Raw genomic sequence first — 19,375 nt, forward strand, 5'->3', positions numbered from 1 at the left:
GGTGCCGCCCCGCGTCCTTTCACAGTGTTCCCGCAATCGGTGAAGGGCGCGGGTCGAGTCGCTATGTTGGGGGAGTCATGGTGGGAAATCGCGCGCTGACAGCGCTGTACTGGGTGATCGGGTTCGTGCTCGCCGTACTGGCCGGTGTGGGTGGTGCTGCCTGGGGGAACTCGTTGGCCCCCACCTTCGAGAACGAGGAGAGCGGCGGCACCCCGGCGACCGGTGCATCCCGTCTGCTGTTCAGCATCTTCGGCGGCCTGCTCGGCGCCGCGATCGTGCTCGCCGTCTTCGCCGCGATCTTCATGGTGCTCTGGGTGCGTCACCGTCGGACCAACCCGGCTGTCGACGACGAGAAGTTCGAAGCCGACGAGGAGCTTCTCGACCACGTCGAGTTCGGCGACGACGAGGACGATGACCGCTATCTCGATTCCGAGAACGACAGCTACGGCACCGAGTTCGATGCGCAGGACGAGCAGTCCGCGCGGGCCCAGCGGCGTTAGAGCTTGCGCAGGCTGACCCGGCTCACGCCGTGGTCGCCACCCTTGCTGAGGACGAGCGTTGCCCGGCTCCTGGTCGGCGCGACGTTCTCCACCAGGTTCGGCAGGTTGATCTCTTCCCAGATCTGGTTCGCCCGGTCGACCGCCTGCTCGTCGGTGAGTGATGCGTACCGGTGGAAGTAGGAGTCCGGATCGGCGAACGCGGTCTGACGCAGTCCGAGGAAGCGGTCGACGTACCAGCGACGGATGTCGCTCTCCCGCGCATCGACGTACACCGAGAAGTCGAAGTAGTCCGACACGTTGAGCGTGTTGCGGCGTCCGGCGATGGCCTGGGAGGGCTGCAGGACGTTGAGTCCTTCGACGATCAGCACGTCGGGTTGGCGCACGACGACTCGTTCGCCCTCGACGATGTCGTAGGTCAGGTGTGAGTACACGGGCGCCGAGACCTCGTGCTTGCCCGACTTCACCTCCGCCACGAAGCGCACCAGTGACCGGCGGTCGTACGACTCCGGGAAACCCTTGCGGTTGAGGATGCCGCGCCGTTGCAGTTCGGCGTTGGGGAACAGGAAGCCGTCCGTGGTGATGAGTTCGACCCGTGGCGTGCCCTCCCACCGGGCCAGCAACTCGCGCAGGATGCGCGCCGTCGTCGACTTCCCGACCGCTACCGATCCGGCGACGCCGATGATGAACGGAGTCTTCTCCGGACGTTCGCCGAGGAAGTCGGAGGTGACCCGATGCAGGCCCGCCGTGGCACCGACGTAGAAGTTGAGCAGTCGCGACAGGGGCAGGTAGACCTCTTCGACCTCGGCGAGATCGATCCGCTCGCCGGCGCCACGCAGTCGGCGGACGTCGTCCAGGCCGAGACTCATCGGGTGCTGGTCGCGCAGCCGGGCCCATTGGACGCGACTGAACTCCAGATACGGCGACTCTGCCGAAATTGTCGGACGTGACACGTCCGACATTGTGTCGGATGCCGCACCTGGACAGGCCACCCGGGCGGAGGCTCTAGGCTGTCGACCATGTGTGGAATCGTCGGATACGTCGGCAAGAGCGACGACCAGAAGGCCCTTGACGTCGTCATGGAGGGGTTGGCCCGACTGGAGTACCGAGGGTACGACTCTGCGGGCGTCGCGCTGGTCAGTGGTGACGAGGTCGAGGTGCGCAAGCGCTCCGGCAAGCTCGCCAACCTGATCGCCGAGATCGAGGCGCACCCGATGGACGCCTCCCGCACCGCGATCGGGCACACCCGGTGGGCGACGCACGGCGGCCCGACCGACGAGAACGCCCACCCTCACCGCGGTGGCACCGACGGTAAGTTCGCGCTCATCCACAACGGCATCATCGAGAACTTCCACAGCCTCAAGAACGAGTTGTTGGCCGACGGCATCGAGTTCGCCAGCGAGACCGACACCGAGGTCGTGGCTCAGTTGCTCGCTCGCGAGTTCGACGGTGATCTCACCGAGTCGATGCGCCGCGTCGTCCAGCGCCTCGAGGGCGCTTTCACGTTGCTGGCGGTGCACGCCGACCAGCCCGGCGTGGTCGTCGGCGCTCGCCGCAACAGCCCGCTCGTCGTCGGCCTGGGTGAGGGCGAGAACTTCCTCGGCTCCGACGTCGCCGCATTCATCGGTCACACCAAGCAGGCCATGGAGATGGAGCAGGACCAGATCGCCACCATCACCCCGGACGAGGTGAAGGTCATCAACTTCGACGGCAGTCCCGCCGAGGGCAAGCGTTTCGAGGTCACCTGGGACGCCGCTGCCGCCGAGAAGGGCGGCTACGACACCTTCATGGAGAAGGAGATCAACGAGCAGCCCCACGCCGTCGGCGACACCCTGCTCGGCCGCACCGGTGACGACGGCTCGCTCGTGCTCGACGAACTTCGTATCAGCGAGGACGAACTCGAGGCCGTCGACCGCATCACGATCGTCGCCTGTGGCACCGCCGCGTATGCCGGCATGGTCGCCAAGTACGCGATCGAGCACTGGGCCCGCATCCCGGTCGAGGTCGCGCTCGCCCACGAGTTCCGTTATTGCGACCCGATCGTCGACGAGCGCACGCTGGTGGTGTCGATCAGCCAGTCCGGCGAGACCATGGACACCCTGATGGCGGTCAAGCACGCCAGGGAGTTGGGTGCTCGCACGATCAGCATCTGCAACACCCACGGTTCGACGATCCCGCGCGAGTCGGACGCGGTGCTATACACCCACGCCGGCCCGGAGATCGCGGTTGCCTCGACCAAGGCGTTCCTGGCACAGATCACCGCCTGCTACATCCTCGGTCTCTACCTCGCGCAGCTGCGTGGCGGCCCTTACGCCGAGGACGCCAAGGCGGTGCTCGCCGAACTGCAGGAAGTGCCGGGCAAGATCGAGGAACTGCTCGGAACGATAGACCGCGTCCGCGAGATCGCCCGCTTCATGGCCGACACCCGCTCGGTGCTGTTCCTGGGTCGTCAGGTCGGTTTCCCCGTGGCGATGGAGGGCGCGCTCAAGCTCAAGGAGCTCGCGTACATCCACGCCGAGGGGTTCGCCGCCGGTGAGCTCAAGCACGGCCCGATCGCGCTGATCGACGCCGGCCAGCCGGTCTTCATCGTGGTGCCCGGGCCGGACACCCCGCACGGACTGCACGGCAAGGTCGTCTCGAACATCCAGGAGATCCGCGCCCGCGGCGCTCGCACCCTGGTGATCGCGCAGGAGGGCGACGAGGCCGTCGTCCCGTTCGCCGACGAGGTCATCCGCGTGCCGCACACCTCGCCGCTGCTGCAGCCGCTGCTCACCGTCGTCCCGTTGCAGGTCTTCGCCCTCGAACTGTCGACCGCGAAGGGCTTGGACGTCGACCAGCCGCGCAACCTGGCCAAGTCCGTCACCGTCGAGTGATCCTGCGTCGCACGAGGTCCCGCTGATGGCGATCGTCGGAGTCGGCGTCGACCTGGTGGTCGTCAGCCGGTTCACCGCGACGCTCGAGCGGACGCCCGCACTCGCGACCCGCCTGTTCACCGACCGTGAACAGGCGGGTTCGCCGTCCTCCGTGGCGGGCAGGTTCGCCGCCAAAGAGGCGATCGCGAAGGCGCTCGGCGCTCCCGGCGACCTGGCGTGGACCGACGCGGAGGTGCACAAGACCGATGTCGGGCAACCCTGGTTCCACGTGACCGGTACTGTCGCGGCCCGCGCCCGCGCACTCGGCGTCGAGCGGTTCCATCTGTCGATCTCCCACGACGGCGACTTCGTCACTGCGATGGTGGTGGCCGAAGGGTCGTCACCATCGCACGACCTGCCCTCGCCATATGAGTCACCGTACGACTTACCGAACGAACTCGACTGGGGGACACAGTGATCCGCGCATTCAGCATCGACGACGTCCGTGCGGCCGAGGAGGCCGTCAAGAGGGAGCTCGAGCCCGGCGAGTTGATGCAGCGCGCGGCGCTCGGCCTGGCAGAGGTTGCTCGCGCCCGGTCGGACGAGGACGACAGGGTGGTCGTGCTGGCCGGGTCGGGCGACAACGGGGCAGACGCGCTGTACGCCGCAGCGCACCTGGCCCGGCTCGAACTGAACGTCGTCGCGCTGTTGGTCGGATCGCGCACCCACGAAGAGGCGCTCGCAGCAGCGACGGCGGAAGGTGTGGTGCGGATCGAGTGGCGGTCGGGAAAGGTGCCCGCAGCTGCCGCCGAGGCACTTGCCGAAGCCGACCTGGTGATCGACGGGATCGTCGGTATCGGTGCGTCGCCGGGCCTGCCCGAGCACCTGGAGAACCTGCCCGACCTCTTCGCGAACGATTCCTACGTCATCGCGGTCGACCTGCCGTCGGGCGTCGATCCGTCCGGCGTGGTGGCCGCCGACTGCCTGTACGCGGACGAGACGGTGACCTTCAGCCTGTTGAAGCCGTGCCATCTCCTGCCTGCCGGTGAAGCAGCGTGCGGACAGTTGACCGTGGTGGACATCGGCGTGCCCGAACCGGATTCGCCCGTAGTCGTCCGTTACGAAGCGAGCGACGCAACCCGGCTCTGGCCGACCCCCGGTGCGTTCGACGACAAGTACTCGCGCGGCGTCCTGGGTGTGATGACCGGCAGCGAGTCCTACCCTGGCGCCGCCGTCCTGGGCGTGACTGCGGCCGTCACCACCGGGGTCGGGATGGTGCGTTACATCGGCCCGCGTCGCGCGACCGACCTGGTGTTGGGAAGCGTCCCGGAGATCGTCAGCGGGCCCGGACGCGTTCAGGCCTGGCTACTCGGCTCCGGTTGGGACGGTCATGGGGGAGCGCCGGAGTTGGTCGATGGACTCCTGGACGACATCCTTCCGATCGTGCTCGACGCAGGTGCCCTCGACCTGCTCGACGAACCTCGCTCCGCACCGACACTGCTCACTCCTCATGCCGGCGAGTTGAAGCGTCTGGCGCAGCGGCTGGGGCTGGAGCACACCCAAGGAGTGCCGGGTGCCCGAGCGGTGGCAGACGCGCTCGGCGCGCACGTCCTGCTCAAGGGTGCGACCACGCTGATCGTGCCGCCGTCCTCGACGGGAGGGCCGCTCGTCAGCCAGACCGACGGACCGGCCTGGCTGGCCACGGCGGGCTCGGGAGATGTCCTGGCCGGAATGATCGGCGCACTGGTCGCCTCCGGGCTCGGCGTGACCGAAGCGGGTGCCGTCGGAGTGTTGCTGCACGGCCGCGCCGCTCACCTGGCCAACCCGGGAGGGCCCGTCCGTGCCCTCGACGTGGCTCGCTGCGCGGGTCAGGCCGTCGCCGAGTTCCTGTGACCGGCCTCGCCGGCGGCACGCGTCCGAACGCCGACCACGGGTGGGATGATGGGACCGCTATGTCCTCATCCCTGCCCGGCGGTTCGCCCGCCCGCGTCACGATCGATCTCGACGCCATCGCCGCCAACGTCCGCGCCCTGAAGGGCTTTGCCGGCGACGCCGAGGTGATGGCCGTCGTCAAGGGCGACGCGTACGGGCACGGGCTGGTCCCGTCCGCCCGGGCAGCGGTGGCCGGGGGAGCGAGTTGGCTCGGCGTGGCCCAGATGGACGAAGCCTTCGAACTGCGTGCAGCCGGCGTCGAGGAGCCGGTGCTGTCCTGGTTACACGCGCCGGGGACCGACTTCGACCGAGCCATCGTGTCCGGCATCGACATCGGGGTGCCAGCGGTCTGGGAACTCGACGCGGTCGTCGAAGCGGCGCGCCGGGTCGGGCGGACAGCGCGGGTGCAGTTCAAGGTCGACACCGGCCTCGCCCGCAACGGAGCCTACGGCGCCGACTGGGACGCGCTGGTCGCGGCCGCCGGTCCGTATGTCGCCGAGGGCGCTGTGAAGGTCGTCGGCGTCTTCACTCACTTCGCGTTCGCCGATGCGCCCACTCACCCCACCGTGCTGCAGCAGCAGGAGAAGTTCGCGGACGCTGTCCGTGACTGCGAACGTGCCGGGTTCGACCTCGAGGTGCGCCACATGTCGAACTCCGCCGCGACACTGACGACGCCGCAGGCGGCCTGGGACATGGTGCGTCCGGGGCTGGCGGTCTACGGTCTGTCGCCGGTGCCCGACCTCGGCCGACCAGCCGACTACGGACTGCGTGCAGCCATGACCGTCAGCGCGAATGCGACTGTGGTGAAACGGATTCCGGCCGGCCAGGGGGTCAGCTACGCACACACCTATGCGCCCGAACGCGAGACGACGGTGGTCGACGTGCCGATCGGATACGTGGACGGCGTCCCACGGTCGGGTTCGAACAGGGCACCGGTACAGATCGGCGGCTCGAGCTACACGATCTCCGGACGCGTCTGCATGGACCAGTTCGTCGTAGACGTCGGTGACGCGCAGGTGAGTGCCGGGGACGAAGTCGTCCTGTTCGGTGACGGCGAACTCGGCGTCCCGACGGCGCAGGACTGGGCCGATGCCAACGACACGATCAGCTACGAGATCGTCGCCCGGATGAGCTCGCGCCTGCCGCGGGTGTACGTCGGAGGTGAGCACCATGGCGAGTGACGGTGGACTGCTCGGTCTCGGCGTCGGCATCCTGGCGGCCGGTGCTGCCACGGCCGCGGGAGTCGCGGCCGATCGGCTGCTGAAGGCTCGCCGCACCGCGATCGAACTCGGTCTCGAAGTCGACTACGACGACATCCCCGACCACGAGGACGTCGTGATCAGCGACGCCGTGCCGCTGCACGTGGAGATCGACGACCCGGTCGGTGCGAAAATCGGCGAGCGACCCACCGTCGTGCTGTCGCACGGTTACACCCAGCACCACGGTGTGTGGCACTTCCAGCGAAAAGCGTTGCGAGAAGCCGGATTCCGGGTGGTGCTCTGGGATCACCGAGGCCACGGCCTGTCCGAACGAGGCGAGGAGTCGTCCTACACGATCGCCCAGCTGGGACGTGACCTGCACGCGGTGATCACAGAAGCCGCCCCCGACGGGCCACTCATCCTCATCGGCCACTCGATGGGTGGCATGGCGATGATGGCGATGGCCGAACAGTTCCCGGAGATCATCCGCGAACGCGTGGTCGGTGCCGGATTCGTCTGCACGAGCTCGGGAGCGCTGAGCACGCTCGACTTCGGCCTCGGCAAGCAGGTCGGCGCCGCCGTGCACCGCCTCGGTCCCGGCACCGTCGCCCGGCTGTCCGCAAGGCAGAGCACCGTCGAACGCGTCCTCGAAATCGGCAAGGACGTGGAAAGCTATCTCGTGCATCGGTATTCGTTCGGTTCGGACGTACCGATGGCCGTCGTGCGTTACACCGCCGACATGATCTTCGAGACCCCGATGTCGGTCATCTCCGCTTTCATGCCGACCCTCGTCGACCATGAACGCACCGACGTGTTGGCCGAGTTCGACGGCATCGAGACCTTGGTGATCCATGGTCAGCAGGACCGCATCGTCCCGCGTGCCCACGCCGATGTCATGGTCGCGAAGATGCCGCACGCCGAGTACATCGTCGTCGAGAACTCCGGCCACATGCTCCCCCTGGAGCACCCGGAGATCGTCAACACCGAGATCGTCGCGCTCGCCGAACGTGCCTCCCGCGCCGTCGTCGAACCACCCAGCAAGCGCCGTTCGACGGTGCCGCGCACCGTCACCGACCTACGGCCGAGGCGCAAGGGTGTGCTGGAGAAGAAGCAGAAGGCGGCCCGATGAGCGTCCCGCCTGTGACGCTGCCCGATCGTGAAGCGACCCAGACCTGGGGCCGTCGTCTTGGCGCGCTGCTGCGTGCCGGCGACGTCGTCGTGCTGACCGGCGGCCTCGGTGCGGGCAAGACCACGTTGACCCAGGCAATCGCCGAGGGACTCGGTGTGCGTGGACCGATCACTTCCCCCACCTTCGTGATCGCCCGCGTCCATCCTTCGCTCGTCGGCGGTCCGGAGTTGGTGCACGTGGATGCGTATCGCCTGGACGGCTCTCTCGAACTGGATGACCTTGACCTCGACTCCGAACTGGACGAGGCGGTGACGGTCATCGAGTGGGGTGCCGGTCTGGCCGAGGAGCTGTCCCAAGAGCGTCTGGAACTGGTCATCGATGTGGACACGTCGACTGAGGTCCGCTCGATTCGGTTGCAACCCAACGGCGCTCGATTCGAATGGGTTGCTGCGCAGGTCGCGTCATGAGTGAGCTGCTGCTGGCGATGGACACCTCGACCTCGGCGGTCACCGTCGCACTGGTGTCTGGTGCAGAGGTCGTCGCGGAGCAGACCGTCGTCGACGCGCGCCGCCACACCGAGATCCTGATGCCGCTCGTTCGTGACCTGTTCGACGGAGTCGGGGTGACCCGGGCGAACGTCACGGCGCTCGCCGTCGGCGTCGGGCCCGGTCCGTTCACCGGTCTGCGGGTGGGAATCACCACGGCGGCCACGCTCTCGTATGTTCTCGGTGTCCCGGCCCACGGGGTCTGCAGCCTCGACGCCATCGCGCATCAAGCCGCGACGAGCGACGTGGAGGAGTTCGTCGTCGCCACCGACGCACGTCGCAAGGAGGTCTACTGGGCGCGGTACGTGCGCGGTGAACGCGAGAGCGAGCCGCAGGTGCACAAACCGGCAGGCCTCCCCGATGAGGTTCGAGCGCTGCCGGCGGCCGGCCGGGGAGCGAGGCTCTATCCCGAAGTGTTCGCCTCGGCGATGGAGCCGGCCGACGTGAGTGCCGCTCACCTGGGCCTGCTGGTCGCGTCCCGTCTGCGTGACGGCGGGGAGCTGCTGCCGTTGCAACCCCTGTATCTGCGGCAGCCGGACGCCGTCCCGTCGGCCGGCCAGAAGTCGGCGCTCACCTCACTTGCCGGACAACGGCGCCGGCCATGATCACGCGCGAGATGCACTGGAGCGACATCCCCGAACTCACCAGGATCGACCGGGAGCTTTTCGGGCACGAGGCGTGGAGCGAGACCACCTGGTGGTCCGAGCTCGCCGGTCGTCCTCAGCGTCGCTACTTGATCGCGCAGGACGACGAGGGTGTGGTCGGGTATGCGGGAGTCGACTGTCCCGGCGATGTCGCCGACGTGATGACGATCGCCGTCCGACCCCGTGGACGTCGCTCCGGGCTGTCCCAAGAACTGTTGGACTGGATGCGCGCCGAGGCTGTGTCGTCCGGCGCCGAGGCACTGATGCTCGAGGTCCGCGCCGACAACGTTGCCGCGCGAAAGCTGTACGACCGCAACGGTTTCGAGCAGATCAACGTGCGCCGCGGCTACTACCAGCCGGACGGTGTCGACGCGATCATCATGCGAGCGCTGCTGGAGGCAGACGATGAGTGAGCCCGTCGTTCTCGGGATCGAGAGCTCCTGCGACGAGACCGGAGTCGCGCTCGTACGCGGCACCACGTTGCTCGGCGACTGCCTCGCCAGCAGTGTCGACGAACACGTCCGTTTCGGCGGGGTGGTGCCCGAGGTCGCCAGTCGGGCACACCTCGAAGCGATCATCCCGACCATCGAGCGAGCATGCGACGACGCCGGACTCACCCTCGCCGACGTCGACGCGGTGGCCGTGACTGCAGGACCCGGTCTCGCCGGTGCGCTCATGGTCGGGGTTTCGGCGGCGAAGGCGGTCGCATGGGCGCTCGACAAGCCGCTGTACGGGGTGAACCACCTGTGTGCGCACGTCTGCGCCGACGTGCTCGACCACGGCCCGTTGCCGGAGCCGACGATGGCCCTGCTGGTCTCCGGCGGGCACACCGATCTGCTGATCGTGCGCGACATCGCGTCCGACGTGACTGCGCTGGGCCGGACGATCGACGACGCCGCCGGCGAGGCGTACGACAAGGTGGCGCGGGTGCTCGGAGTGCCCTATCCGGGAGGACCGCACTTGGATCGGCTTGCGCAGCAAGGAGATCCGACCGCCATCCGTTTCCCGCGGGGTCTCACGTCGGCGCGCGACATGGAGAAGCATCGGTTCGATTTCTCGTTCTCGGGCCTGAAGACCGCGGTCGTGCGCTGGGTGCAGGAGCGCGAACGCGACGGTCTGGACGTGCCGCTCGCCGACGTCGCCGCGAGCTTTTCGGCGGCCGTGGCTGACGTGCTCACTCGCAAGGCGATCGACGCGTGCGAGCACCACGGCATCAAGGATCTGCAGATCGGCGGGGGAGTCACCGCGAACACCCAGTTGCGGACGATGGCCGAAGAGCGTTGTGCCGCAGCCGGAATCAGCCTGCGCGTCCCGCGGATCCGGCTGTGCACCGACAACGGGGCGATGGTCGCAGCGCTCGGGGCCCAGGTCGTCGCTCGCGGACTTGCCCCGTCGAGCCTCGACCTCGGCACGGACTCGAGCCTGCCGGTCAGCACGGTCTCGGTCTGACTCCGGACTACTCGCGCCCCGAGCAGGACGTCAGGCCCATCGCGGTCTTGGCCGTCAGCACCCGTTTCACCGACGCGTTCAGTTTCGCCCGGAAAACAGGGTCCTTCGCGGCTTCGGCGGTCAGTGCCCTCGCCATGAGCGGCGCCGCGGACGCGAGTCCGGTGAGCGCCACATCGCCGCCCGCGCGCACCATCTTGACCACGCGTTCACCGGCCGGAAGATCACGTACCGCAACGGCATTCAGGTCATCGCTCATTACGACTCCCCCGAAGCCGAGCTGTCTGCGCAACACGCCGTCGATGATCTTCGGCGAGTAGATCGCCTGGTTCTCGGCGTCCATCCTCGAGTAGTAGGCCGACGACACCATGACGAACGGGGCACCGGCGGCAATGCCGTCGCGGAAGGGGCGCAGGTATTCGTCGTCAGCCGAGGTCTGGTCGTCGACGATGTCGTCGGCGGTGAAGTCCGTGTTGCCTTTGATCCGACCGAGGCCGGGGAAGTGTTTGAGCGTGCTCTGCAAGCCGCCCGCCTGCATCGTCCGCACCACCTCGGCGACAGCGGAGCCGGCCTTCGCGGGGTTGTTTCCGTATTGGCGACCCCAGCGTCCGATCGGTTCGTTGGAGCGCGGGTTCGCCGGCGGCACGGTGTCGGCGACCGGGGCAAGGTCGACGTTGACGCCCACCGCCTTCAGTTCGCGGACGATCGTTCGTGCGACGGCGGCTCGGTCCGCAGACGACATCGCGCCCTGGCGCAGCGCCGACGGGAGCGCAGAGAAGCCGTCGCCCTTCAACTGCTGAACCTGGCCGCCCTCCTGGTCGGCGGCGATCAGAAACCCGACACTCTTCGTCGACGACGAATTCACTTGTGCTTGAACGTGATCGGAGGTGCTTTTCACTCGGGAGGTCGCGCGCCAGCCGCCGATGAAGAACATGTTGCCGATGTGATGGTCCTTGATCATCGTGTCGAGTGACTCGGCGGACATGCTCGCGTCCAGCCCGACCATCACCAGTTGGCCGGCGCGCTGTGCCGGCGACATGGATAGCAGCAGGCCGTCCACGCAGGATGCACCCGGTGACGTCGGCGACGAAGGCTTCGGCGTCGGTTCGACCGAGGACGTGCCGGACGCAAGAGAGGTCGTGGGTGTCACCGGGGCGGATCCCGGCGACGTCGTCCCGGCGGACGGGCCGCCGGGGTCGCCGCTGCACGCCGATAGGGCGAGAGCGCTGACGGTGAGGACGGAGACGGTTCTGATCATCGCGCTCAGGCTACGGGCGAGGGTCCGGTTCGTCGGAATCGTCCGGCTCGAGCACGAGGACGATCTGGGATTGCGCCAACCTGGTCACCAGGAGGAGGGCACTCGCGTCGCCCTTGAGCTTGAGGTCGCGTACGAAGCGGGCATCGTCGAACCTCACACCGCGCTTCTTCACCGTGACTCGCCCGATGTCGTTGGAACGCAACCATGCTCGTAGGTTCTTGATGTTGAACGGCACCGCCTCCCGGACGCGGTAGCGCCGTGCGTACGGAACATCGACACGCACGTCACCGGTGACGTGGCCGAGGCCGGAGGCCAGTTCGGTGCCGTCCACTGCGTCGGCGAGCGCGCCGGTCGCCCCGGCACGCACGACCGCCCGGTCGGCTTCGTAGAGGAAGGCTGCCAGGCCGTCGACGCTGTCGGTCTCTGCAGCGATGTGCTCGCTGCGAATCACGACGTCGTCCGTTGCAGTGAGGACGCGAGCCGTGAACCGCGAGTCGTCGGCGACAGGGCCGAACCAGACGCAGCACTCCAGCACCTCGCCACCGAGGGAGGTCCACTGCGCCGACGCTCCGTCGGGGAGTGCCGAGCGTGGGAAGGAAGGACTGAGCTTGGCGCCCACCGCTCGTCCGGAGGCCCCCAGAGCGGTGACGAAATTCCAGGACGGCAGGAGATCCTCCAGCCGGAAGGTGCGCCTCGTCCGGCCGGTGATGTCGGCAACGCCCGAGGTGCGCCGCGCCGGATCGAGCCAGACACCCACGTGTGAGGGGACGTCGACGGTCGTGACGTCCTCGACCGACACCGTCGTACCGCCGGGCAGGTTCGCGCGTGCGATCGCCGCGGTCGCAGGGTCCAGGTCGAATGCGTGCACGGCAAGTCCGGCGCGAGCGAATGCCCGTGCGTCCGAGCCGATTCCGCAACCGAGGTCGTACACGTGGTTCACGCCCGCGGCTGCGAAGCGGGCCGCGTGCCCGTCGGCGATGCGCGGACGGGTGGCCTGCTCGAGTCCGTCGGGAGTGAAGAACAGCCGCGCGGCGTCGGGTCCGAACTTCTCCACCGCCCTGTGTCGCAGCGCCGACTGTGTGAGCACGGCACTGACGAGTTCGGGATCGTGGCCCAGTGCGCGCAGTCGCGTCGTCAACGCCATCACCGAAGCAGGGTCGTACGACGGCAGCGAGTCGAGCAGCGAACGGCCGTCGTCCGAGAGGATTCGCTCGACGAGAGAGGCATCCATCAGGACGGCGTCCAGGTGGAGGACTTGCTGGAGAAGGCCTCGCGGCGCTCCGCCGGCGAGAGCGCGGCCAGCGCGTCCTCCACCTGCGGCGAGAACCCGCTGACCACCGGGGGAGAGCCGAGCGGAATGTGAGTGTGCACCAGCCCGTGCGGATGTATGTCGACCAGGTCGAAGCCTTGACGCCCGTCGACCCCGACCAGCGCTCCGTTCGGCGCCCCGCCGTCCAGGGAGTAGCAGGACGCGGCCGCCACCGAGACCGGGATGCCCGCGAACGTGCCGTGACAGCTGTGGTGCAGGTGCCCGGCCAGGATCGCCCGGACATCGCTGCCACGCAGCACCGATGCGAAGGCGTCCTGGTTGTCGAGGCCGATGACATTCATCAGGTCGACAGCCGAGACCAGTGGCGGGTGATGCAGCGCGAGCAAGGTGCCGTGCTGGCTGGGCGTACTCAGCCGGTCTGCCAGCCAGGCGATCTGGTCGTCGTCGATCGCACCGTGGTGGTAGCCGGTCACCGTGCTGTCCAGCGCGATCACCCGAAGACCGCGCAGGTCGTACACGCGATCCTGCGGCTCGTCGTCCACCGCGAGATCGAAGAGCCCGCGGGCGTACGGCGCACGTTCGTCGTGGTTGCCCATCACCCAGACGACCGTGCAGGACAACTCCTTCGCGGCGGGCTCGACGATCTCGCGCAGTGCGCGATATGCGTCCGGTTCGCCGAGGTCGGCGAGGTCGCCGGTGAACACCATCGCGTCGATGGACCGACCGGTGCGAACCACTTGGTCCAGGCTGCGGCGCAGGTTGTCGATCACGTCGATCACCCCGTGCAGCCGGCGCCCGTCCGCGAGCAGGTGCGGGTCGCTCAGATGGGCGATGGTGTGGGTCGGCTCGGGTCCGAATCGCATGTCCCCATCCTGCCCGCCCGAACGGAATGAAGAGTGTCGGACGGCAGTTAGCACTCGACGTATGCGAGTGCTAGATTCGCCAGTGGCACTCAGCCTGTGACAGTGCCGGCTCCGCAAAGGCTCAGGTCGACCCCCGCGACGGCGACCGGAGCCCGGGAACCGGTGAGTCACAGGGCAAACTTCCGCCGCACGACGCGGTGGGTACAACGTAGAAAGGATCCGCTGTGGTGAACATCAAGCCGCTCGAGGACCGCATCGTGGTCAAGGCCGTCGAGGCCGAGCAGACCACCGCTTCCGGTCTGGTCATCCCGGACACCGCCAAGGAGAAGCCCCAGGAGGGCGAGGTCGTCGCTGTCGGCCCCGGCCGCTTCAACGAGGATGGTGACGAGCGCGTCCCCATGGACATCAAGGTCGGCGACAAGGTCATCTACTCCAAGTACGGCGGCACCGAGGTGAAGTACGGCGGCCAGGAGCTGCTGATCCTCTCGGCGCGCGACGTGCTCGCCATCGTCGAGCGCTGATCGGCCTCACGAGCATTCAAGGCGCCCCGGCTCGCCGCCCTCTGCGGGCCGCGATCCGGGGCGTCGCACATTCCCCGGTCCACCCAAGACCTCTCGAAAGAGATTGAAAGACAAGGACTTCCATCACCATGGCAAAGACCCTGGAGTTCAACGACGACGCGCGCAAGTCGCTCGAGCGCGGTGTTGACGCACTCGCCAACGCCGTCAAGGTGACGCTCGGCCCCAAGGGCCGCAACGTCGTCATCGACAAGAAGTGGGGCGCCCCGACCATCACCAACGACGGCGTCACCATCGCCCGTGAGGTCGAGCTGGACGACCCCTACGAGAACCTCGGCGCGCAGCTCGCCAAGGAGGTCGCCACCAAGACCAACGACATCGCCGGTGACGGCACCACCACCGCGACCGTCCTCGCCCAGGCGATGGTCAAGGAAGGTCTGCGCAACGTGGCCGCCGGCGCCTCGCCGTCCGGTCTGAAGCGCGGCATGGACAAGGCCGTCGAGGCCGTCAACGACCAGTTGCTGTCCAATGCCCGCGAGGTCGACGGCAAGGAAGAGATCGCTCAGGTCGCATCCCTGTCCGCGCAGGACACCACGATCGGTGGCCTCATCGCCGACGCGTTCGACAAGGTCGGCAAGGACGGTGTCATCACGGTCGAGGAGTCCTCGACGGCGGTGACCGAGCTCGACTTCACCGAGGGCATGCAGTTCGACAAGGGCTACATCTCGCCCTACTTCGTGACCGATCCGGAGCGGATGGAGGCCGTCCTCGAGGACGCCTACATCCTGATCAACCAGGGCAAGATCTCGGCGATCGCCGACGTCCTGCCGGTGCTGGAGAAGGTCGTCCAGTCGGGCAAGCCGCTGGTGATCATCGCCGAGGACATCGACGGCGAAGCGCTGTCGACCCTGGTGGTCAACAAGATCCGCGGCACCTTCAACGTCGTCGCGGTCAAGGCCCCCGGTTTCGGTGACCGTCGCAAGGCGATGCTGCAGGACATGGCCATCCTCACCGGTGGTCAGGTCATCGCCGAGGAGGTCGGCCTCAAGCTCGACCAGGCTGACCTGGACGTGCTGGGCCAGGCCCGCCGCGTCGTGGTCACCAAGGACTCCACCACGATCATCGACGGCCAGGGCGACACCGCCGACGTCGACGGTCGCGTGAAGGAGCTGAAGGCCGAGATCGAGCGCACCGACTCCGACTGGGACCGCGAGAAGCTCCAGGAGCGTCTCGCCAAGCTGGCCGGCGGCGTCTGCGTCATCAAGGTCGGCGCCCACACCGAGGTGGAACTGAAGGAGAAGAAGCACCGCATCGAGGACGCGATCTCCGCCACCCGTGCGGCGATCGAGGAGGGCATCGTCGCCGGTGGTGGCTCGGCGCTCATCCACGCCGTCTCGGCGCTCGACTCCCTGCAGCTCGAGGGCGACGAGGCCACGGGCGCGAACATCGTCCGCAAGGCGGCCGCCGAGCCGCTGCGCTGGATCGCCGAGAACGCGGGACTCGAGGGTTATGTCGCGGTGTCGAAGGTCGGTGAGCAGCCGCTGGGCAGCGGCCTCAACGCCGCCACCGGCGAGTACGGCGACCTGATCAAGGCCGGCGTCATCGACCCGGTCAAGGTCACCCGCTCCGCTCTGCGGAATGCGGCGTCGATCGCGTCGATGGTGCTCACCACCGACTCGCTCGTCGTGGAGAAGCCGGAAGAGGAAGAGCCCGCAGCGGCCGCAGGCCACGGACACGCGCACTGAGGCGGTCCATCCAGGTAAGCGCCCCGGTTCCTCACGGACCGGGGCGCTTCGCATTCCGGCATCGGCAGATCGACTGGCATTTGACCAGCACAGCAGGTGGATGCCTACTCTGGTGGGTGCGCCCCTCGGTCATCTGTCCAGGAGTTCGGCCGGGACGGGGTTCAGGAACCGACGACGAGGACTCGGGGAAGGCAGGATGAGCGGATCGCCAAACGCTGCCCACCGACCTGTAACAAACTGGGCCGCTCGCACGATGTCCCCATCGGAAGCGCAGATTCCCCTGCGGGACCTGGCTGCTGAGGCTCGTGCAGGAAGCGATGTTGCGGCGGCCGCTTTGATGGCAGGCGTCCACGAGATCGCGTTGCGCTACGCCCGAGCCCGGCTCGGCCGTTTCTCCGCGACCTCGGACGCCGCGGCAGACGTTGCTCAGGAGGTGTGTGTGGCCGTGTTGACGGCGCTCCCTCGATACGTCGACCAAGGCGCCCCGTTCGAGGCATTCGTCTATCGCATCGCTTCCCACAAGGTGGCCGACGCCCAGCGCGGCGTGCTGCGTGGTGCAGTGCCCAGCGATGATCTTCCCGAGCAGACCGACGCGCGACTGACCCCCGAGGAGCACGCGCTCGAGGCCGACCGATCGGCGCAGGTGCATGCCTACCTCGACCAGTTGAACGAACAACAGCGCGAGATCCTCACGCTTCGGGTTGCCGTGGGCATGTCTGCCGAAGAAACCGCCGCCGCCCTTGACATGACTCCCGGCGCCGTCCGCGTCGCGCAGCACCGTGCGCTTGCCCGTCTGCGCAAGATCATGACCGACACGAAGGATCAGCAGTGACGCCGCGCCTGGACGACATCCGTCGCGACGACGAGTGGCTGGACGCCCTCGGCGGTCGTCGAGGTGCGGAGGCGTCGAACGACGAAGCGATCGCGCTTCTCTCGGAGTGGGTCGAAGCGATCGATCACCTCCCCAGCAGGCCGGAACCGGTCGTCGGCCGTTACTCGCGCCATGGGCTCCTTCGCGGACGTCGCGGCACGGGCCCCAACCTGCGTCGTGTCGCGTCGGTCTCCGGTATTGCGGTTGCGGCCCTGTCGGTGAGTTCGGTGTCTGCTGCGGTCACCGGCACCTCGGTTCCGGTGTTCCGTGAACTCGGCACGGTCACCCGCGGACTCGTCGGCGCCGACCACTTGCCCCGCACGGTCGAGGCGACCGGCGTACCTGCCGAATCATCTTCCAGCACAACACAGTCGGACGCCAGGTCCGACGACCGCGCCCACGAGCACTCCGGTACGACGACGCAGACGCAGTCGGCAACGAGCGATGACCCGACCTCGGTACCGCGAGCCCCCAGTACGCAGTGGGTCTGGACCGGCACGCAGTGGAAGCAGTCCACGACTTCGGTAGGTTCGACGAGTCAGCAACGTCCGACGTCCACGCGCGGGACGCGTCCGGTGCTGCCTCCCACCGGCACTTCCGTTCCGACGTCGACCAGCGTCCCGACCTCCACTTCGACGCCGTCGTCCACCTCGACGTCCACCTCGACGTCCACCTCGACGTCCACCTCGACGTCCACCTCGACGTCCACCTCGACGTCCACCGCGACCAGCAGTCCGACGACCTCGGGTCCGTCGACGACGAAGTCGACGAAGACCACCAAGACGACGCGTCCGACCTCTACGTCCACCGCGACAAGCACGCCCACGTCGACGGCAACGAGCACGCCGACGTCCACGTCAACCGACGGTCGGCGCGGGCGCCCGACCGCGCGTCCCACACTTCCGACGCCGCCGCAGCCGTCTCCGCGTGCCCGTACCGCGACCGCGAGCGAGAGTTCCGTCGTGACCGCGGACCAGGCCTCGGAGTCGTTGGCGAACGAGACCTTCACCGCCACCAGTCAGTGACCACCCTCGTCGCGTCGGCTCCCTCGGCTTCGTAGACTTGCACAATGACGTCTGCTGAGCCGACTGTGAGCGATGTTCCTGCGATCTTCGGCCAACTGGGCCTGACCTACGACGACGTGCTGTTGTTGCCGGGGGAGACCGATGTGATCCCCTCCGAGGTCGACACCACCTCCCGCCTCACCCGCGATCTGAAACTGCGCATGCCGCTGATCTCGGCGGCGATGGACACCGTGACCGAGTCGCGGATGGCGATCGCGATGGCGCGCCAGGGCGGCATCGGTGTGCTGCACCGCAATTTGTCGATCGAGGACCAGGCCGAGCAGGTCGATCTGGTCAAGCGCACCCAGACCGGGATCATCTCCAACCCGGTCACGATCGGTCCCGACGCCACGCTCGAGGAACTCGACCAGATCTGTGGTCGCTACCGCGTCTCCGGTCTTCCGGTCGTCGACCCAGACAACACGCTGATCGGCATCATCACCAACCGCGACCTGCGGTTCACCCCGCTCGCGGAGTGGGCGACCGCCAAGGTGCACGAGATGATGACGCCGATGCCGCTGGTCACGGGACCGGTCGGCATCACCCGCGAGGACGCCACCTTGTTGCTGCGTCAGCACAAGCGGGAGCGTCTGCCGCTGATCGACGACGAGGGCAAACTCGTCGGCCTGATCACCGTGAAGGACTTCGTGAAGTCCGAGCAGTTCCCCGACGCCTCCAAGGACGACCAGGGACGGCTGCTGGTGGCCGCCGCCGTCGGCTACTTCGGTGACGCCTGGGAGCGCGCGACCCGTCTGGTCGAGGCCGGTGTCGATGTGCTCGTGCCCGATGTCGCGAACGGTCACGCCAGCCTGATGCTCGACATGATCCGCAAGCTGAAGTCCGACCCGGCCACCAAACACGTTCAGATCATCGGCGGCAACGTGGCCACCCGCGCCGGAGCGCAGGCACTCGTCGACGCCGGTGTCGACGCGGTGAAGGTCGGCGTCGGGCCGGGTTCGATCTGCACCACGCGCGTGGTCGCCGGTGTCGGCGTACCGCAGGTGACCGCGATCTACGAGGCGTCGCTGGCCTGCAAGCCGGCGGGTGTGCCGGTGATCGGTGACGGTGGTCTGCAATACTCCGGCGACATTGCCAAAGCATTGGTCGCGGGCGCGTCCTCGGTCATGATCGGCTCGCTCATCGCCGGTTGTGAGGAGTCGCCCGGCGAGGTGATCCTGCTGAACGGCAAGCAGTTCAAGACCTACCGCGGCATGGGATCGCTCGGCGCGATGGCCTCGCGCGGCAAGAAGTCGTTCTCCAAGGACCGTTACTTCCAGGCCGATGTCGCCTCCGACGACGAGCTCGTGCCCGAGGGCATCGAGGGTCGCGTTCCGTACCGCGGACCGCTCGGGTCGGTGGTCCACCAGCTCGTCGGTGGTCTGCACCAGTCGATGTTCTACGTAGGTGCGAACACCATTCCGGAACTGCAGGAGAAGGGGCGCTTCGTGCGCATCACCTCGGCCGGTCTCAAGGAATCGCACCCGCACGACGTGCAGGGCATCGTCGAGGCACCGAACTACACGGGTCGCTGACTGCGGCCGG

Annotated in this window: 19 protein-coding genes; 14 read left to right on the forward strand and 5 right to left on the reverse strand. The window is 67.8% G+C overall.

Annotated elements, in window-relative coordinates:
- The first annotated feature begins 77 nt into the window (after window positions 1-77).
- Window positions 78-500, forward strand: a complete 423-nt coding sequence (locus MF407_RS02675; RefSeq protein WP_239701166.1) for a hypothetical protein — start codon at window positions 78-80, stop codon at window positions 498-500.
- Here the strand turns inward: MF407_RS02675 and coaA are convergent.
- On the reverse strand, window positions 497-1,459 hold the full coding sequence (gene coaA / locus MF407_RS02680; RefSeq protein ID WP_239701167.1) for a type I pantothenate kinase: 963 nt from the start codon (window positions 1,457-1,459) through the stop codon (window positions 497-499). The two genes, MF407_RS02675 and coaA, sit on opposite strands and share 4 nt — an antisense overlap.
- Window positions 1,460-1,516: 57 nt before the next feature.
- Between coaA and glmS the strand changes: the two genes are divergently transcribed.
- The 9 genes from glmS to tsaD are packed head-to-tail and all read left to right on the forward strand — an operon-like array spanning window position 1,517 to window position 10,247.
- On the forward strand, window positions 1,517-3,370 hold the full coding sequence (gene glmS / locus MF407_RS02685) for a glutamine--fructose-6-phosphate transaminase (isomerizing) (protein WP_239701168.1): 1,854 nt from the start codon (window positions 1,517-1,519) through the stop codon (window positions 3,368-3,370).
- 25 nt (window positions 3,371-3,395) lie between these two features.
- Window positions 3,396-3,827 carry a holo-ACP synthase gene (locus MF407_RS02690; RefSeq protein WP_129625966.1) on the forward strand — a complete coding sequence of 144 codons (432 nt, stop codon included), beginning with the start codon at window positions 3,396-3,398 and terminating at the stop codon, window positions 3,825-3,827.
- Complete coding sequence (locus MF407_RS02695) at window positions 3,824-5,242, forward strand: NAD(P)H-hydrate epimerase (protein WP_239701169.1); 1,419 nt, start codon at window positions 3,824-3,826, stop codon at window positions 5,240-5,242. The genes MF407_RS02690 and MF407_RS02695 overlap by 4 nt, the downstream gene beginning before the upstream one ends.
- A 59-nt stretch (window positions 5,243-5,301) precedes the next feature.
- Window positions 5,302-6,462 carry an alanine racemase gene (gene alr / locus MF407_RS02700; protein ID WP_239701170.1) on the forward strand — a complete coding sequence of 387 codons (1,161 nt, stop codon included), beginning with the start codon at window positions 5,302-5,304 and terminating at the stop codon, window positions 6,460-6,462.
- Window positions 6,452-7,609, forward strand: a complete 1,158-nt coding sequence (locus tag MF407_RS02705) for an alpha/beta hydrolase (protein ID WP_129625963.1) — start codon at window positions 6,452-6,454, stop codon at window positions 7,607-7,609. Before alr ends, MF407_RS02705 begins: the two co-directional genes overlap by 11 nt.
- Complete coding sequence (gene tsaE, locus MF407_RS02710; protein WP_239701171.1) at window positions 7,606-8,076, forward strand: tRNA (adenosine(37)-N6)-threonylcarbamoyltransferase complex ATPase subunit type 1 TsaE; 471 nt, start codon at window positions 7,606-7,608, stop codon at window positions 8,074-8,076. The genes MF407_RS02705 and tsaE overlap by 4 nt, the downstream gene beginning before the upstream one ends.
- Window positions 8,073-8,759 carry a tRNA (adenosine(37)-N6)-threonylcarbamoyltransferase complex dimerization subunit type 1 TsaB gene (gene tsaB, locus MF407_RS02715; protein WP_129625961.1) on the forward strand — a complete coding sequence of 229 codons (687 nt, stop codon included), beginning with the start codon at window positions 8,073-8,075 and terminating at the stop codon, window positions 8,757-8,759. Before tsaE ends, tsaB begins: the two co-directional genes overlap by 4 nt.
- Window positions 8,756-9,211 (forward strand): ribosomal protein S18-alanine N-acetyltransferase, encoded by a 456-nt coding sequence (rimI, locus tag MF407_RS02720; RefSeq protein WP_239701172.1) that lies wholly within the window; start codon window positions 8,756-8,758, stop codon window positions 9,209-9,211. The genes tsaB and rimI overlap by 4 nt, the downstream gene beginning before the upstream one ends.
- Window positions 9,204-10,247, forward strand: a complete 1,044-nt coding sequence (gene tsaD, locus MF407_RS02725; RefSeq protein ID WP_239701173.1) for a tRNA (adenosine(37)-N6)-threonylcarbamoyltransferase complex transferase subunit TsaD — start codon at window positions 9,204-9,206, stop codon at window positions 10,245-10,247. Before rimI ends, tsaD begins: the two co-directional genes overlap by 8 nt.
- Before the next feature lie 7 nt (window positions 10,248-10,254).
- Here the strand turns inward: tsaD and MF407_RS02730 are convergent, their stop codons facing one another.
- From MF407_RS02730 to MF407_RS02740, 3 genes are read right to left on the reverse strand one after another with little or no spacing between them, the layout of a single operon-like run.
- Window positions 10,255-11,502, reverse strand: coding sequence for a glycoside hydrolase family 3 N-terminal domain-containing protein (locus MF407_RS02730; RefSeq protein ID WP_239701174.1), 1,248 nt, complete (start codon window positions 11,500-11,502; stop codon window positions 10,255-10,257).
- A 10-nt stretch (window positions 11,503-11,512) separates the two neighbouring features.
- Complete coding sequence (locus MF407_RS02735; RefSeq protein WP_129625958.1) at window positions 11,513-12,733, reverse strand: methyltransferase domain-containing protein; 1,221 nt, start codon at window positions 12,731-12,733, stop codon at window positions 11,513-11,515.
- Complete coding sequence (locus MF407_RS02740) at window positions 12,733-13,635, reverse strand: metallophosphoesterase (protein ID WP_129625957.1); 903 nt, start codon at window positions 13,633-13,635, stop codon at window positions 12,733-12,735. Before MF407_RS02740 ends, MF407_RS02735 begins: the two co-directional genes overlap by 1 nt.
- 227 nt (window positions 13,636-13,862) lie before the next feature.
- On the opposite strand from MF407_RS02740, the gene groES reads away from it, so the two are divergent.
- The 3 genes from groES to shbA all read left to right on the forward strand — a co-directional run bounded on the left by groES (window position 13,863) and on the right by shbA (window position 16,730).
- Complete coding sequence (gene groES, locus MF407_RS02745) at window positions 13,863-14,156, forward strand: co-chaperone GroES (protein ID WP_205744757.1); 294 nt, start codon at window positions 13,863-13,865, stop codon at window positions 14,154-14,156.
- Window positions 14,157-14,284: 128 nt separating this feature from the next.
- Window positions 14,285-15,898 (forward strand): chaperonin GroEL, encoded by a 1,614-nt coding sequence (groL, locus tag MF407_RS02750; RefSeq protein ID WP_129625955.1) that lies wholly within the window; start codon window positions 14,285-14,287, stop codon window positions 15,896-15,898.
- A 253-nt stretch (window positions 15,899-16,151) separates the two neighbouring features.
- The gene (gene shbA / locus MF407_RS02755) at window positions 16,152-16,730 is read left to right on the forward strand and encodes an RNA polymerase sigma factor ShbA (RefSeq protein WP_239701175.1); all 579 of its coding nucleotides are present in this window, start codon (window positions 16,152-16,154) and stop codon (window positions 16,728-16,730) included.
- Between the two features lie 577 nt (window positions 16,731-17,307).
- On the opposite strand, the gene MF407_RS02760 is transcribed toward shbA, so the two are convergent.
- Window positions 17,308-17,778: a hypothetical protein gene (locus MF407_RS02760; RefSeq protein WP_239701176.1), complete on the reverse strand. Its 471-nt coding sequence runs from the start codon at window positions 17,776-17,778 to the stop codon at window positions 17,308-17,310.
- Window positions 17,779-17,838: 60 nt separating this feature from the next.
- Here MF407_RS02760 and guaB point away from each other — a divergent pair, with 60 nt between their 5' ends.
- A complete protein-coding gene (gene guaB, locus MF407_RS02765) occupies window positions 17,839-19,365 on the forward strand; it encodes an IMP dehydrogenase (protein ID WP_239701177.1) in 1,527 nt (508 codons plus the stop codon).
- Window positions 19,366-19,375 lie beyond the last annotated feature (10 nt).

Source organism: Yimella sp. NH-Cas1 (assembly GCF_022359705.1).
GTDB lineage: Bacteria > Actinomycetota > Actinomycetes > Actinomycetales > Dermatophilaceae > Yimella > Yimella lutea.

Bases quoted from the DNA above. Each gene is read 5' to 3' on its own strand.
- tsaB (WP_129625961.1), top strand. From the start codon at position 8,073: ATGAGTGAGCTGCTGCTGGCGATGGACACCTCGACCTCGGCGGTCACC.
- MF407_RS02730 (WP_239701174.1), bottom strand. From the start codon at position 11,502: ATGATCAGAACCGTCTCCGTCCTCACCGTCAGCGCTCTCGCCCTATCG.
- MF407_RS02705 (WP_129625963.1), top strand. From the start codon at position 6,452: ATGGCGAGTGACGGTGGACTGCTCGGTCTCGGCGTCGGCATCCTGGCG.
- groL (WP_129625955.1), top strand. From the start codon at position 14,285: ATGGCAAAGACCCTGGAGTTCAACGACGACGCGCGCAAGTCGCTCGAG.
- guaB (WP_239701177.1), top strand. From the start codon at position 17,839: ATGACGTCTGCTGAGCCGACTGTGAGCGATGTTCCTGCGATCTTCGGC.
- tsaE (WP_239701171.1), top strand. From the start codon at position 7,606: ATGAGCGTCCCGCCTGTGACGCTGCCCGATCGTGAAGCGACCCAGACC.
- MF407_RS02735 (WP_129625958.1), bottom strand. From the start codon at position 12,733: ATGGATGCCTCTCTCGTCGAGCGAATCCTCTCGGACGACGGCCGTTCG.
- tsaD (WP_239701173.1), top strand. From the start codon at position 9,204: ATGAGTGAGCCCGTCGTTCTCGGGATCGAGAGCTCCTGCGACGAGACC.
- MF407_RS02740 (WP_129625957.1), bottom strand. From the start codon at position 13,635: ATGCGATTCGGACCCGAGCCGACCCACACCATCGCCCATCTGAGCGAC.
- rimI (WP_239701172.1), top strand. From the start codon at position 8,756: ATGATCACGCGCGAGATGCACTGGAGCGACATCCCCGAACTCACCAGG.
- alr (WP_239701170.1), top strand. From the start codon at position 5,302: ATGTCCTCATCCCTGCCCGGCGGTTCGCCCGCCCGCGTCACGATCGAT.
- coaA (WP_239701167.1), bottom strand. From the start codon at position 1,459: ATGTCGGACGTGTCACGTCCGACAATTTCGGCAGAGTCGCCGTATCTG.
- MF407_RS02690 (WP_129625966.1), top strand. From the start codon at position 3,396: ATGGCGATCGTCGGAGTCGGCGTCGACCTGGTGGTCGTCAGCCGGTTC.
- shbA (WP_239701175.1), top strand. From the start codon at position 16,152: ATGTCCCCATCGGAAGCGCAGATTCCCCTGCGGGACCTGGCTGCTGAG.
- MF407_RS02675 (WP_239701166.1), top strand. From the start codon at position 78: ATGGTGGGAAATCGCGCGCTGACAGCGCTGTACTGGGTGATCGGGTTC.
- glmS (WP_239701168.1), top strand. From the start codon at position 1,517: ATGTGTGGAATCGTCGGATACGTCGGCAAGAGCGACGACCAGAAGGCC.